The sequence below is a fragment of the Saccharothrix sp. 6-C genome, from assembly GCF_016695385.1.
Taxonomy (GTDB): Bacteria; Actinomycetota; Actinomycetes; order Mycobacteriales; family Pseudonocardiaceae; genus Actinosynnema; species Actinosynnema texasense.
In genome coordinates this window covers 1,413,476-1,428,725 of the sequence record NZ_CP064192.1, presented here as the reverse complement: position 1 = coordinate 1,428,725, position 15,250 = coordinate 1,413,476, and the positions used below count along the sequence as shown (strand labels likewise).

The 15,250-nt window shown below is 70.4% G+C and carries 10 protein-coding genes; 2 read left to right on the top strand and 8 right to left on the bottom strand.

The window, feature by feature from the left end; translation table 11 throughout:
- Window positions 1-92: 92 nt before the first annotated feature.
- On the top strand, window positions 93-1,331 hold the full coding sequence (locus tag IOD16_RS06715; RefSeq protein WP_201439318.1) for a glycosyltransferase: 1,239 nt from the start codon (window positions 93-95) through the stop codon (window positions 1,329-1,331).
- Window positions 1,332-1,427: 96 nt separating this feature from the next.
- Here IOD16_RS06715 and IOD16_RS06710 read toward each other — a convergent pair whose 3' ends face one another.
- From IOD16_RS06710 to IOD16_RS06675, 8 genes are all read right to left on the bottom strand, one after another.
- The gene (locus IOD16_RS06710) at window positions 1,428-3,893 is read right to left on the bottom strand and encodes an ATP-binding protein (RefSeq protein ID WP_201439317.1); all 2,466 of its coding nucleotides are present in this window, start codon (window positions 3,891-3,893) and stop codon (window positions 1,428-1,430) included.
- 59 nt (window positions 3,894-3,952) lie between these two features.
- A complete protein-coding gene (locus IOD16_RS06705; RefSeq protein WP_201439316.1) occupies window positions 3,953-4,618 on the bottom strand; it encodes an HD domain-containing protein in 666 nt (221 codons plus the stop codon).
- Window positions 4,615-5,607 carry a radical SAM/SPASM domain-containing protein gene (locus IOD16_RS06700; protein WP_201439315.1) on the bottom strand — a complete coding sequence of 331 codons (993 nt, stop codon included), beginning with the start codon at window positions 5,605-5,607 and terminating at the stop codon, window positions 4,615-4,617. Before IOD16_RS06700 ends, IOD16_RS06705 begins: the two co-directional genes overlap by 4 nt.
- A gap of 1,422 nt (window positions 5,608-7,029) precedes the next feature.
- Complete coding sequence (locus IOD16_RS06695; RefSeq protein ID WP_201439314.1) at window positions 7,030-7,404, bottom strand: DUF6188 family protein; 375 nt, start codon at window positions 7,402-7,404, stop codon at window positions 7,030-7,032.
- 435 nt (window positions 7,405-7,839) lie between these two features.
- The gene (locus IOD16_RS06690; protein ID WP_201439313.1) at window positions 7,840-9,627 is read right to left on the bottom strand and encodes a hypothetical protein; all 1,788 of its coding nucleotides are present in this window, start codon (window positions 9,625-9,627) and stop codon (window positions 7,840-7,842) included.
- 5 nt (window positions 9,628-9,632) lie between these two features.
- On the bottom strand, window positions 9,633-9,776 hold the full coding sequence (locus tag IOD16_RS06685) for a hypothetical protein (RefSeq protein ID WP_201439312.1): 144 nt from the start codon (window positions 9,774-9,776) through the stop codon (window positions 9,633-9,635).
- Window positions 9,777-10,120: 344 nt separating this feature from the next.
- Window positions 10,121-12,547 (bottom strand): VIT domain-containing protein, encoded by a 2,427-nt coding sequence (locus tag IOD16_RS06680; RefSeq protein WP_201439311.1) that lies wholly within the window; start codon window positions 12,545-12,547, stop codon window positions 10,121-10,123.
- Complete coding sequence (locus IOD16_RS06675) at window positions 12,544-13,215, bottom strand: helix-turn-helix domain-containing protein (protein ID WP_236594789.1); 672 nt, start codon at window positions 13,213-13,215, stop codon at window positions 12,544-12,546. The genes IOD16_RS06680 and IOD16_RS06675 overlap by 4 nt, the downstream gene beginning before the upstream one ends.
- A 418-nt stretch (window positions 13,216-13,633) precedes the next feature.
- On the opposite strand from IOD16_RS06675, the gene IOD16_RS06670 reads away from it, so the two are divergent.
- Window positions 13,634-15,079: an ATP-binding protein gene (locus tag IOD16_RS06670; RefSeq protein ID WP_201439310.1), complete on the top strand. Its 1,446-nt coding sequence runs from the start codon at window positions 13,634-13,636 to the stop codon at window positions 15,077-15,079.
- Window positions 15,080-15,250: the final 171 nt, after the last annotated feature.

Here is a 15,250-nt window from a genome sequence, read left to right as displayed (position 1 = left end):
ACGGCCAGGTGGCGGATGATCATGGGCCCACCAGGCCCGAACCGCCCCGGCGCTACCTTTGCGGTCTTGTCGTGCAGGGGAAGGGGCCGGGGATGCGGGTGTCGGTGCTGACCGCCGGGTCGAGAGGTGACGTCGAGCCGTTCCTCGCCCTGGGCGGACGGCTGCGCGCGGAGGGGCACGGGGTGCGGCTGGTGACGCACCGCGAGTTCGAGCCCGTCGTGCGCGCCGCCGGGCTCGACTTCGCCGAGTTGCCCGGCGACCCCAAGGCCACCCTCGCCGGACCGCAGGGGCAGGCGCTGCTCGCCGCCCGCAACCCGGTCACGCTGGTTCGGAGGCTGCGCGAGGTGGTCGGCCCGGAGCTGCGCAGGTCGCTGACGGCGGCGGTCGACGCGTGCCGCGACGCCGACGTCATCGTCTACTCCACGCTGGTGGCGTTCGGCCCGACCGTTGCCGAGCACCTGGACGTGCCCGTCGCCGCCGCCCACCTGTCCCCGAACACGCCGACCAGGGCGTTCCCGATGACGGCCCTGCCCCGGCCGGTGCCCGCCGTCCTCAACCACGCCACCTGGCGGTTCTCCGAAGCCCTGCTGTGGCGCGCTTTCCGCCCCCTGCTGGACGACCAGCGCGCCGACCTCGGCCTCCCGCCGCTGCCCCGCCGCACCCCGCCGCCGCGACGCCGGGCGCCCCGCCTGTACGGCTTCAGCCCCTCCCTGGTCCCGCCCCCGCGGGACTGGACGCCGACCGACCACGTCACCGGCTACTGGTTCACCGACACCGACAGCACCCTGCCGCCCGCCCTGACCGACTTCCTCGACGCCGGCGAACCCCCGGTGTACCTGGGTTTCGGCAGCATGCCCGATCCGGACCCCGCGGCCGCCGCCGACCTGCTGCTCACCGCCGCCCGCCGGGTCGGCAGGCGAGCCGTGCTGCTGTCGGGCTGGAGCGGTCTGCGCCACGCCGACACCGACGACGACGTGCTGGTCGTCGACGACGTCCCGCACCGCGCCCTGTTCCCGCGCTGCGCCGCCGCCGTCCACCACGGCGGCGCCGGCACCACGGCCGCCGCCGTGCTGGCCGGCATCCCATCGGTCGTCGTGCCGTTCTTCGCCGACCAGTTCTTCTGGGGCCGCCGCGTCACCGAACTGGGAGTCGGCACCACCACCCCCACCCGAACCCGCACAACCGCCGACGTCCTCACCGACGCCCTGCGCACCACCCTGTCCCGCACCCCCTCAGCCCGCGCCCTGGCCACCCGCGTGGCAACGGAAGACGGCCCCGGCACAGCCGTCACCGTGCTGGAACACCTGGCCAACCCAACACCCTCCCAGTAGTGCCGCACAGGCAGGTCCACCACCCCGCGGACAGTGCCGGACCGCTACACGGCCCACTACGACCACCGCCGACCCCACCGAGCCCTCAACGGCTGATCACGAGCCTGAGAGCTCTTCCGCCAGCGCCTGTGCTCGAGGTGAGGAGATGCGACGGTAGATGTCGAGCGCCTGGCGCAGCGCCGCGGCCGCCGACGTGGTGTCGCTCGCGCAGCGACCCAAGCCCGCCCAGGACTCGGCTTCCTCGTGCTGGGCGGCAATGGCGTGGGCGATGCCGAGACTTTCCTGGAAGCGCTCTCGCGCCCCTGCCGGGTCCCCGCTGTCCAGTGCCAGTTCACCCAGGCTGATCAGCGTCCGGGTTTGGCCGTGGCGGTTGCTCGACTCGCGGTGCAATCGCAGCGACTGGGCTTGGCAGGCCGCGGCGGCTTCGTGTTCCCCGATGAGGCGCTGCACCTCACCCAGGTAGTTCAGCGCGTTGGCCTCGCCGTGGCGGTTGCCGAGTTCCCGGTACAGCGCCAGCGCCCGTGTCTGGCTGGTCATGGCGGCGGGGTGGTCGCCGAGGAGGCGTTGCACGTCGCCGAGGTAGTTCAGCGCGTTGGCCTCGCCGTGGCGGTTGCCCAGGTCGCAGAACAGGGTCAACGCCTTGTTCAGGATCGTCGATGCCGCTTCGTAGTCGCCCAGTACGCGCAGAGCTTCGCCTTGTGAGGTGAGGACGTTGGCCTCGCCGATCCGGTCGCCCAGAGCGCGGAACAAGGCCAAGGCCTGTGCTTGGCCTGCCATGGCCGCGCGGTAGTCACCGGTCAGTCGTTGCACGTCGCCCAGGTAGTTCAGCGCACTGGCTTCGCCGTGCTCGTCCCCCAGTTCGCGGTACAGCTCCAGGGCTCGCTTCAGGCTCACCGCCGAAGCCGGGTACTCACCCGTGCGACGCTGCACGAAGCCCAAGTCGGTGAGCACGTCGGCTTCGCCGAGCGTGTCGGCGAGACCGTGGAACAGGTCCAGCGCTCCGTGGAGGCTGGCCACCGAAGCCTGGAACTGCCCCATCAGTCGTTGCACCTCGCCCAAGCGGTGCAGGGCGTTGGCCTCGCCGGCGCGGTCGCCGATCTTGCGTGCTTCGGTGATGGCCAGATTCTGCAGCACGATGTCCTGGTCCCAGTATCCGTGCACCCGCAGGAATCCGTGCATCGTGGCCACGAGGCTGACGGTGTCACCGGGCAGCCCGTGACCGGCGACGTGGTCTGCCATGACCTGCAGGTTCAACCGCTCGGCAGTCATCCAGTCGACCGCTTCGCTTCGGCTGGTGAACCGTCGTAACGGTGTCGGCAGCCGACCGGTGTCACGGTCCCGGTTGCGCGAACGTCGTGCCAGGTGGCGGTCGGCGGCGTCCGCGGTGGCCAGGTAGTAGCGCAGGAGCCTGCAGATGGCGTCCTTGCGGCCCTCGGGCTCCTCGGCTTGGACCAGGCTCCGTGCGTGCGCCCGGATGAGGTCGTGGAACGAGTACCTTCCACGGGTGACCTCCTCGACCAGGTGACAGGAGAACAGCGAGTCCAGGATCCGCCGGGTCGCCGCTGTGTCGAGATCACCGAGGGCAGCGGCGGCGTGGACGTCGAAGTCGCCGCCCGGGTGCAGGCCGAGCCGTCGGAACATCCGTCGCTGGTCGGTGGCCAGTTCCCGGTAGGACAGGTCGAAGGCGGTGGCGACCGAATCATCTTCGGCGTACATCGCCTCCAGCCCTCCGGTGACGGCGTCCAACTCGTCCAGCAGGTGCCTCGGCGTCCACGCCTGATGGTGTTTCAGGTATCCGGCCATCAGGCTGATCGCCAAGGGCAGGTACCCGCACGACCGCACTATGCCGGCGACGCTGTCGTCCCGGGCGTCGAGACCGGCGAGTTGCAGGAAGAGCGTTTCGGCTTCGTCGGAGTCCAGCAGCCCGAGAGTGATGGGCATTGCGTCGTACAGGAGGCTGAGTCGACGGCGACTGGTCAACAGCACCAGGTTGCCCGCCCCACCCGGGAGGAGCGGCCTGATCTGGGCGCTCCCCGTGGCGTCGTCGAACAGCAACAACAGCCTTGTGTGCGCGGACCGATCCCGCCACAGCGCTGCGCGGGCGTCGAGGCCGGGTGGGATCTTGTGCGGGGCCACACCCATCGTGATCAGCAGGGTGTAGAGCGCGTCCGACGGATCCGCCGGTTGATGCCCGGGGGTGTGACCGTACAGGCGAAGGAAGATCTGTCCGTCCGGGAAACGAGGGGCCAACTGGTGGGCGACGTGCACGGCGAAAGCCGTCTTGCCCACACCTGCCATACCATCGATCACGATGATTTTGACGACCTTGCCCGGGACCGCACTTCCGAAGGCGTCCGAGAGAACTCGTTCGAATTCCGCGTGGCGCCCGGTGAAGGAGGCGATGTCGCCGGGCAGGGTGCGGACCGCCGCAGCGGGCAGGTCCGCCGAGCCGTGGATGCTCACGCCGCCGTGGATGACGCCGACCTGGATCAACTGACCGGCCGAGGTGGCTATGTTTCGGGACTCGACGTTGTCCGTGGAGTCGGACGGCACAATCGACATCGATCACGACCCTTCCCCTGCCCTGCGGCGGCCCGCCCCTCGCCGAGCGCCGTCCTGCGTCACACCTCTCCGACATCACCCGCGTCCCACTCGAGGAAGAACTCGTGCAGGAACCGCTCCAGCACCAGGTGCCGGCGGTCGGCGACGACACGGGCGGTCTTGGTGTTCATCCTCTCCTTGAGCAGGAGAAGCTTCTCGGAGAAGTGGTTGATCACCGTCCCCTTGCGGTTCAGGTAGTCTTCGTGGGTCGCGTGGAACCGGGGTTGCAGGTCGGGGTCGTGCATCATCTGACCCACGTATCCGCCATACGCGAACGTCCGCCCGATGCCGATGGCGCCCAGTGCGTCGAGGCGATCGGCGTCCTGGACGACTTTTCCCTCGATCGTGCTCATCGGGGTGGGCGTGCCCGCCCCCTTGAACGAGATAGTGGCGATGATCTCCGACACCGCGGCGGCTCGGACCTGGTCTTCCCCGATGCTGACCAACCACTCGAAAGCGATCTGCGGCCCCTTCTCGTGGTCGCCTCCGTTGAGCTTGTAGTCGGAGATGTCGTGCAACAGGGCGGCCAGCTCGGTGATGTGGAGATCGGCCCCTTCCTTCCGGCCAAGGGCAAGGGCGAGCTCCCGCACCCGGTGTGCGTGCCACCAATCATGGCCCGATGATTCGGCGAACAGCTCGTTGCGCACGAATTCGGCCGTCTCGTTGACAATCAGAGCGTCAGTCATGTTCTGCTTTCGGTGTCGGGATTACTGCGGGTGAGTGGCGACGGATCGAGGAGGTCGGGCGAACGGAACCCGTCGTAGTCACAGTTCTGACACGGCTTCAGACCGCGTCGTTCACCCCGGAGGAGACTGTCCCGGTATTGTTCAAAATTCGGCGACTGCCAGATCTCGCGGATTGACTGATGGGTCACGTCGCCTATCGCCACGGATCCGTAAGCGTCGAAGGAGCACAGGTTGACCACTCCGGTGTAACTGACGAACAGATCCGTGAAGGGCAGCGCACAGAACCCTCGGGGAGTGGAGGACGGCGCAGGCTTGTTGGGTGCCAGGCCGGCTCGCATGGTGAGCACTTCCGTTCGATCGCGCACGCTGACACGGAGGTCGTGAGGCAGCAGGGCGTCGGCGGATCGAAGCAACCGACGGGTGGTCGCCGTGAGGTGGCGACCGTCGGTGTAGTTGTTTATCGTGAGCGTGTCGAGGCCCGCTTCGAACAGTTCGAGCACCCGCGAAACAGTGCCGAGCGTACCGTTGGACAGTATTCTGAGGTCACTCCGGGGACAGGCCTGACGGAACAAGCGGACGATCTGCGGGAGCCGCGGGTCCAGGAACGGTTCGTTATTCCCGAATAACGCTATCCGGCCCGATAAGCCTGACGACGCGAGGTCCTCTGCGATCTTGCGCAAGAGATCAATGCCCATCATTCCAGGTGGACGCGAGTCGACGTTCTTGGCCACCGGGCAGAAGGAACAGGTGTGGTTACAACCGGAACTGGTCTCGATCGACACCAACTGGAATGGCGCATGGGAACCCGGGCGCCACCGGTCCTCGAAAACAGGCCTTATCCGCTCCTCGACCAGGGCGAACTGCTCAGGTCCATTCTTCTCGCGCTCGACAGCGATGAACCGAGGATTCGTCGTGACCTGGACTCCCCGGGCCGAGAGGAGTTCGGAGAGTCCCGCCGGAACCCCGCGTGGGAAGCGGATGCGGATCACCGACTCCTCCACAACTCGACCGACACCGACATGTTGCGCGTAGACGTCATGAGGATCCACCCATCCGACGAGCAATCGACTCTAGCAGGGACGACAACGACCGACGTGAACTTGAGCGAAGACCGATACACCCGATAGTGGAGTCTGAACGCGGAAGACCGGGTGACATCCACGAATGATCACCCAATCGAGCGGACAACATGCCTACCCGGACCTTCGATCGTAGAACCCGGGACATCATGTCCGTCCGCTAAAGTGCGGCCCGACCGCAGCCCCTCCCGTTGTCCCACCACACCCAAGGACGATCACCAGGGCGCGCGTTCGATGTCATGATCCTGATTACAAGATCAGATCACGCAGGACTTCCGCCAATGTCCGTCGGCGATATCCGGCCTGACGCAGGACAACCTCAAGACAAGGCGGTTGGAAAGACCGGCATCGACAAACCGCGTGCCGCTCGACAACTCTCAAGATCGGCTCTGGACCACTTTCCGGTGGCGCGGTGGCGCAGGCCGTGATGGGCTTGAGGGTCTCGTGATCATCTATGGCTCACGTGTTCACGGGTCGGGTTCCCCATCCCGTGATCGGGGCTCACCGCCGTGCGGGTCCTTGCGCCCGGCCGTGGTCGGTCGTGCTGCTCCGGCCGGCTTATCTGAGGGCGACCAACGCGTTCGCGCTACTGCGCCCGCTGCCCCGCGACCAACCGGGACCCTTGGCACGGAGATCCTGGCGCTGCGGCCCATGCACGACGACCGAGAGTTCGCCGCGACCCTGCTACACCGGCTTCCGGCTGCCACGCTTCATCGGCTCCGGCCACCGGTACGTCCGAAGACGGTGTTGTGATGGCACTGGGACCTCATCGCACCACGTCACGCCGCCAAGTCCCGTCCCCAGAGTGACGGGCCCCGAACCGGTCGCTCCCACGTCGCCTCCGTCGCGCTCGGGTAGCCCGTCGGCACAGGCCCCCTCGGTTACCACAGAAGCGGAACTCTCAACGCAGCGCTGCACAGATCACCGACGAGCGCGGTTGCACCGACCGGAAAGTGCTCCGCACCATCGACGACGAACTGCGCGCCGAAGCCTCCCGATGAGGTCCGCGACAACCGATTCATACGGCGACCAGATCCGGAACCGGATTCGCGGCGGGCCTGGGCATAGCCCGACGAGTGGCCTGCCTGGCTGTTCGCCCCCACCCACTGCTGACGGCCGCGTACGCGGACGTGCACCCCGACTTACCTGGTTAAGCTGCCGCACTTCGTTGGCGGGCCAACTCCTGACACCACCGCAGCACCCCTCGATGGGCCGTCGAACGGTCCTCAGTGACTTGATCAACGAGCACGACCCCGCAGCAGCCCCAACACCACGTGGCCGACTATTGACACCCACACCTGTCGTGACGTGCCTGCTCGACGTCAACGAACCTCAGGTCGTCTCCTCGGACCACAACGCCAGGGCACCGCCCGGAGTGGACACGACCAGCAGTTTGGCCGGGCCTGACAGCATCCACGGCTCGTACTCCTGCGAGCTGTCGACCATGAGCCTGCTGCCGTCGGCGAAGGACATCGTCAGGTGCCCGTCATCGAAAGCGAGTGCCTCCACGACCGACGTGCGCGTGCAGGCGAGCACCGGACCCAACCCCGTCGGGTCGGTCTCCGGGCTCAACACGACCTCGACGCCCTCGGCCGGCACGAAGGCGAAGTCCTCCGAGATCCGCAGGTCGTAGATCCCGTCCGGGGCGTCGAAGCTGAAGGTCACCGCGTAGTCGACGCGGCACTGCGCGACGGGCAGCCCCGCCAAGGGCAGGCGCCAAGCATCGCCTGCCCGAACCAAACCTGCGATTACTGGGGCCATGACGGCCAGTCATCCTTGGTACTCGACGGGATGTGCGTGTCGGCCTTCGACCCCGGTTTGCCGTTGACGTCGACCGGCTGAGCGCATGTCAGCGTTCGCTGTCGCTCCCGGGCGTTGGTCGATGATGCCCTTGCCGTTCGTCGCCGGGGCTCCCACCCAGTTCTTGGGGACGTCGTACACGGTCCCTTGAGGAGTGGCTACGAACGTCCGGCCGGACGAGGGGATCACACCGGCTCTGCTGGCCTTCTCCGCCGCGCGTCAGCCCGATCGCAGCCGCCTCCAGCTCCCGGCACTCGGCCGACCCGCAGGTGACAACGAGCGGGATCGGCGGACCCGGGCAGTTGACCTCCGCGATCGCCTGCGGCCACCCGAGCCCGGCGTTCAGAGCTCGACAATCGGCGCGGGTGTGCGTCCCGTGCCGGTGTGGCGGGGGGCGGGCCAGGAGGCGAGGTCCGCCGGGTCGGTCGGGGCGGTGGGGCACAGGACGTAGTGGCGTGGGGTGAGGACCGCCGGGTGGTCGGGAAGTGCGGCCATGCAGCGGGCGTGGGCCTGTTCAGGAGTGCTGACGTCGTCCGTGATGGTCACGTAGGCCACCAAGGGGTGACCGTCGGCTTCGGCGAAGACCCGGGTGACGGCCGGGGCCAGGGCGTCGTCCAAGAGGGACTGGACCTGGCGCAGGTCGACCCGGCACGAGTCGAGCAGCAGCCAGTTCGCCGAGCGCTCGGCCGTCGGCAACCCGATGAGGTCGTGCATCCGCGCGGTGGTCAGGTCTTCGTGCGCCGCGGCCACCAGGACGCGTTCGAACGCCAGCAGCAGTGACTCCGCTTCCTGACGCGGGACCACGCCGTCGTCCTCGACCCACAGGTCGAGCACCAGCCGCTCGTCGAGTTGGTTGAGGTTGAAGCGGACCGGTTTCGCGTTGCGCTGCACCGGACGCCAGCGCAGCTCGGTGTGGGCGAGTGCGGCCCGGAGTTCGTCGGTGCCGGGCAAAGCGCCGGGCGAGGTACCGGGACCGGGCTCGGGGGCGAGGTTGTTGAACAGCGGTTCGTAGCGGAACAGCAGGCCGCGTTCGTGGGCTATCCGCTCGTCCAGCCGGGCTCGTTCGGCCGCGTCGTACCGGGCGTGCCTGCTGGCCTCCAGGACCGTGGTCCACGTGTGCGTGACCAGCGCGTCGAAGTCGCGCCCGGCGACGCCGACGGAGGCGATCGTGCCCTGGGCCAGCGAGCCGACGTAGTCGAGCAGGTGGCGGTCGAAGCGGTTGCCCGACATCAGGGGCAGCACGATCTCCTCGTCGCCGGTGCGGTGGGCCAGCACAGCGCAGATCGCGGCCAGCACGACGCTCGGCCGGCTGGCGCGGGTGCGGGCCGCCACCCGACGCACCGCCGCGGCGGCGGCCGGTGAGGACAGCTCCACGGCCAGCGGATCGCCGCCGGGGCTGGTGTCGGGCATGTGGTAGAGCAGGCGGGGGATCTTCGAGGTCTGGCGCTGGAGGTAGACCTGCGCCGCCCGCGCCCGGTGCCGCTCGGCGGGGGTCGCCTCCAGTCGCGCCTGGTCCAGTGGCTGGTGGCGGGGTGTGCCGACGTGCCGGCGGGAGGGGTCGCCGACCAGTTCGGCGAACTCGCGCCGCAGGACCTCGATCGCGCCGTGGTCGACCGCCATGTGCGAGAACGCGCCCGCGCACGCGATGACCCTGCCGTCCTCGTCGGGAGAGACCGCGACCACGACCCGCATCGCCGGCCGATCCGGGTCGGGGTTGTCGCGCAGCAGGCGGAGGAGCGTCCCGGCCACCGACGTGCGGTCGCGCGGACCCCACCGGCCCTGACCGAGCACGCAGACCTCGAGCGGGAGCGTGCCGGACGCCGCGACCAGCTGCCGCTTCACCTCGCCGAGGTCGTAGGAGGTGCGCAGCGCCTCGTGCCGCGCGCCCAGCACGGCGATGGTCTCGACCACGTCGTCCACCGAGGCGACGGCCGGCACCGGGAGCTCGACGCAGAGCACCGAGTAGAAGTGGCCGGGGACCTGGCTCAGCCACTGCGCGATGTTGATTTGACCGAGGGTGAGCGGTCCCTCGGCCTCCCGCGAGCCGGTGACGGGTACCTGGATCGTGCGCTGCGGTGTCAGCCGCACCCGCTGCCGGCGGTGCTGCCCCGGGTCCGCCACGACGGTCACGGTTCTCACCCCACCCGGTCGCGGAAGGCGGCGAGGCGCGTGACCGATCCGGCCCGGGAGGACGGGAGGGCGTGATCACCCGAGTGGACGGCGAGGTGGTGCCACGACGCTTCGTCGTGCACCACGAGGTCGGGCGTCGGCGGTGGCATGCGCCCCATTCTCAGTGCCGCCATGGCCGCAGTCCATAGGGCGTGGCGAAGGAGCGCGCCGACCGGGAGCAGCTCCGACCGCGCCCACGGGCACGGCCACCTTGGCGTTCTGGCAGGCGTCGGTGAAGGCCCGGTAGCTGTACTGCCGCACTTGGACGAGGGGCGCTCGCCGGTTCGGGTGATCGGCTGGTGTCCCCGACCTGCGGCGCGACTTTCGCGGCCGATGCCCGCGGGCGCCTGACCGCGATGACGGGTCGGTACCGCGCCGCGACAACACGCAGCGTCGTCGTCTGCGGCGGACCGTTCCCGGGGCGGGAGGCGGGCTCCGCCCCGGGAACGGGAGGTCACCGCTTCCAGAACGGCTTGCGCCGGCGGGGCTCGGCCGGCCGGGATCGGCCTGACGGGGCTTCGGCCAGGGTCTCCAGCGTCGCGATCGCGTGCCGCAGGCGGCGGTCGACCTCGGTGGGGTCGGTGGTGGGCACGGCGAGTTCCGCGGCCAGGTCCGACAGCGTCCGCAGCGCCTCGGCGGGCGCGCCCGCAGCCCGCCACGACGGGAGGTGGCGGCCGATGGCCTGGTGCAGGCGTTCGAGCAGGGCCGCAGCCGGCTCTCGCGCTTCGCGCAGCCCGGTCAACGCGTCCGCGGCGAACTCCGCCGGCGCGGGGACGGGCGGCGCGGGGACGGGCGGCGCGGGGACGGGCGGCGCGGGTGCGACGGGCCCGGGTGCGGCCAGGTCCGCGCTGCTCGCCACGGCCGCTTCGAGACCGGCACGGGCCCGCGCCTTCCGCGCGCGGGGTGCCGCCGGGGCCGGGGCGGGGACGAACGGCATGGCCGCCATCGGCGCCCTCGCCACCGGCATCCCGGCCGGAGCCGCGCCGTAGCCGCCTCCGCCGGCGAACGCGGGGACGGATGACCAGCCGTCGGGCAGTTCGACCGGCTGCGTCACCCGCCGCACCCGACCGCCCTCGTTGACGACCCGTTCGTCCACCGCGACGAACGCGGTGAACCGGGACAGCACGCCGTGCTCCAGCGATGTTCTCACGACCTGCCGCTCCAGGGCGTCGAGGTCGCCCGCGCCCACGACGTAGCGGTCCTCCAGGTCGCGCACCCGAGCCCTGGCCCACAGCGCGGCCAGCCCGGCGTTGTCGCTCGCCACCGCCACCACCCGCTGCCGCCACCCACCCGAGCCGGTGACCTCCACCGCGCCCGACGGCTCGCCCGCGTACCTGCCGGTGACCACGACCGGGACGCCGGGGAACAAGTCGGGCAGCGGCGCGGGGGCCAGCGACCCCTCCTCCACGGCCAGGCCGTCGGCCCGCACCGCCAGGCCGGTCAGCACGGGCGCGCCGATGCGGTGGTGGATGGCACGCATGGCCTCGTCCAGCCGGTCCTCCGACTCGACCAGCTCGCAGCGGCCGGTCGAGCCCGCGAGTCGTTGCAGGAACGCCGCGTTGACCGCGCGGTCGATGCCGACGGTGTGCACCCGCACGCCCGCCAGGCTCGTGGCGACCTCGCGCAGCAACCGGTCCTCGTCGCCCACCTGGCCGTCGGTCACCAGCACCAGCACGCGTTCCCGATCGCCCTCCGCGCCGAGCAGACCGGCCGCGCGCTGGAGGGGGTTCAGCATCTCGGTGCCGCCCCGGGCCTCCAGGCCGGCCAGGAACTCCACCGCGCGGTAGCGGTTGCGGTCGGTGGCCGCGACCAGGCCGGCGGGCAGCTCGTCCGGGCTGTCCAGCCGGTCGTCGAACGCCAGCACGGCGAACCGGTCGTCCGCGCGCAGCGAGTCGACCACGCGGCTCGCGGCCCGGCGCGCCGCGACCACCTTCCAGCCGTGCATCGATCCCGACCGGTCCAGCACCAGCACCACGTCCCGGCTCGGCAGCCGGCCGCCGGCCGCCGGGGGCAGCACGGTCAGCGCGAACGTGCCGCCCTCGCCGTCCTCGTCCGGGCGCACGGCCAGCGACGTGCGGACCACGTCGGAGTCGGCGAAGCGCAGGCGCAGCAGGAAGTCGCGGTCCACGCGCGCGCCCGGCTCGACCCGCACGCGGAACCCGCCGGCGGTCTCCTCGGTGACGGTGGCGTGCAGGCTGGCCGAGGGTTCGGCGGGTGGCAGGCCGGCCAGGTCGACGTCCACCACCAGGGACAGGCGGACCGGGTTCGGGAAACCGGGCAGCAGCACCGGAGGGCTGATGCGGGAGGCGTCGGGCACCGCGTCGGTGTCGCGGGCCACGCCGTCGCCGACCTGGTCGCCGGGCAGCGGGGCGCCGGGGACGTAGCGGGGTGCGACGACCAGCGGCAGGCGGTACTCGGCGGTGTCGTCCTCGTAGGCGAGCACGCCCACGATCGTGAGGCGCACGGTGATCCGCTCGCCGGGCACGATGTTGCCGACGCGCGTGGTGAACACGCCCGGCCGCTCCTCCTCGGCGATGGCGGCGCGCTTGCCGTCGGAGACGGCCTGGTCGTAGTCGGCCCGCGCGGCCGCGCGTTCCTTGAGCATGCCCTCCACCACGCGGCCGTCGGCCTCCACGCGCAGCGCGGTCACCGCGGCACGGGCGGGCAGCGGGAAGACGTAGGTCGCTTCGAGGGGGTCGGGGTGCGGGTTGTGGAAGGTCTGCGTGATGGTGGTGCGCGAGGCCAGCCCGGTGATGGTCGCGTGGACGTCGACGGCTTCCAGCGGGAGGTTGCCGCGCTCGGTGCGCAGGCAGCCCAGGCCGTCGTCCTCGGTGGGCCGGGTGGCCCCGACGTCTCCCACGACTGCGATGCGGGTGCTCATCCGTTGTCCTCTCCAGTGGTCGGGGCCAGACCCGTGCGGGCGAGCAGGTCGAGCAGGGGCGCCGCGGCGGTTTCGATGGCGGCGAGTTCGGCCGCGTCGGGGACGCGGTCGGCGGCGTGGAGCACGAGGGTGACGCCGGGTCCCAGGCGCAGACCGGGCACGACCCGGGTGACGCCGGCGGCCGGGGCCGCGGAGGTCACCGGTGCGGGAGCGGCCGGCGGCGTCACGGCGGGTGGCGCGGGCGGCGACGACGCGGGCCGGTCCCGCCAGAAGGCCCCGCTGCGGGACGCCGCGGCACCGTCGTCCGACCGTCCCGCAGGTTCGGCTCGTCCAACCGGCTCGACCTGCCGGGTCACCCCGGCCAGCTCGGCGAGCCTGCCGTCGTCCGCGCCCACCACCACCGCCTGGATCTCCGCCAGCGTGTGCCCCGCCGCCTGCAACCTCTTGACCGCGACCACCTGCAGCAGGTGCCGCCGCCCGTACAGCGCGGCTCGTCCCCGGTACGCCACCGGCCGATCCACCAACCCGATGGTCGTGTACCACCGGATGGCGCGCCCGTTCGGCAACTCCCGCACCCGGCCGCTCCGCTGGCCCCCGTAATCGTCGGCGAGCAGCGCGGCGACCCGGTCCGGCAGCTGCCCGATCGTCCACAGCTCCTCATCGCTCACGACACGACTGTAACTGACACTGTCAATATGACAGTGTCAACTTCACCTACCAGTTCGGTGGGCCCCGACGACGTCCCTGCTGTCAGCGAGTGCCTGTGGGGTGCCAGAACTCTGCGCCGGGATGCCAAGCTGCGACGATCGCGCACGCCGGACCTCCAGGCCACGGTCGTGACGGCTGCACGAGCACCGGTTGGTGACACCGGGAACCATCCTGCGGTGGCCTCGACACCTGATCTCGAGGAGTGGACCTTGTGCTTACCGAAACTGTCATCCGCACAGGGCCGGACCGCAGCGCTGACTCCTGATCCCCGCAGGCAGTCGGCGCTCCACGAGAAGCGAGGGGACGGAGCATCAGGTCCCATCGCCCTCGTTATCTGTGTAGATGCAATCTATGTAGATCCCATCTACAGTAATGTCCATGTCGGGTTTCGTAGGCAGACAGGCCGAGCTGCGCCTCTTGCGCAAGCGCCTCGAGCGGGTGGTCACCTCACGGGAGGGGGCCGCGATCGCCATCCGCGGGCGACGGCAGGTGGGCAAGTCCCGGCTGGTCCAGGAGTTCTGCGACCGGGCCGACGTCCCCTACTTCTACTTCGCCGCCACCAAGGGCGCGTCCTCGATCGAATCGACCACCGCCTTCCTCGCCGAACTCGCCGACTCGTCCCTGGCCGCCGGCCAGGTCGGTCCGCCCACCGGGGTCACCGGCGGATGGCCCGACGCGTTCCGCGTCCTGGGCGCGACGCTGCCGGACGCCCCGGCGGTCGTGGTGCTCGACGAGTTGCCGTGGCTGGCGGAACAGGACGACGTCTTCGACGGCGCGTTGCAGACCGCCTGGGACCGCATGTGGTCGCGGCACCCGGTGTTGCTGGTGCTGCTGGGCAGCGACCTGCACATGATGGAACGCCTCACCGCCTACGACCGCCCCTTCTACGGCCGCGCCGACAACCTCGTGCTCGGACCGCTCAACCCCGCCGAGACCGGCCACGCCCTCGGCCTGGCCGCGGCGGACGCCATCGACGCCCACCTCGTCACCGGCGGACTGCCCGGCATCATCCGCACCTGGCCTCACGCCATGCCGGCCGCCGACTTCCTGCGCCGGGAATGCGACGACCCAGCCGCCCCGCTGTTCGGCGTGCCTGAGTCCTCCCTGCTGGCCGAGTTCCCCTCACCCGACCAGGCCCACCGCGTCGTGGAATCGATCGGCGGCGACAACCGCACCCACGCCAACATCGCCGCCACCGCCGGCAACGGCCAAGCACAGATCCCCTCCGGCACGTTGTCGCCGCTGCTGCGCCGACTGACCGAGGAGAAACGGGTCCTGGCGGTGGACCACCCGCTCTCCACCAAACCCGGCAAACCGGCGCTCTACCGGATCGCCGACAGCAACCTGCGCTTCTACCTGCCCATCGGACGCGCCGTCCAGGAACAAGCCCGCCGAGGCCGCCCCCACATCGGCGCACGCATCCTGCAACGCCAATGGACCAGCTGGCGCGGACGCGCCGTCGAACCACTCATCCGTGAAGCACTGGAACTCGCCGGTCAGGCCGGCGAACTGCCCTGGCCCGACAGCGCCGCGGTGGGCGGCTGGTGGAACCGACAGCACAACCCCGAGATCGACCTCGTCGGAGCCGACCGCTCCCCCGTCGCCAACCGCATCGACTTCGCCGGGTCGATCAAGTGGACCGGCAGCGCCGTCGACCGCCACGACCTCGAAACGCTCCGCCACTCCGCCAACCACATCCCCGGCTACGAACCAGGCCGCTCCGGCCTGGCCGTCGTGTCCTCGTCCGGAGCCGACATCACCACCGACGACGTCGACCTCATATGGGGACCGCAAGAAATCATGGACTGCTGGAAACCTGGCTGAGCAATCCGACATCCTGTGCCGCTTGAGCGCAAATCAAGTGACCGGGTTTGCGAACTTGCGTCGACGTCTGCCCACCCGAACGGCAGGTTGAGGGGCGAGACCACCGGTCGGGGCAAGCGGTTGGGCCGATCCGGTCATCTTGGGGACGAATCGGTACGGGGCGTCGTCCCA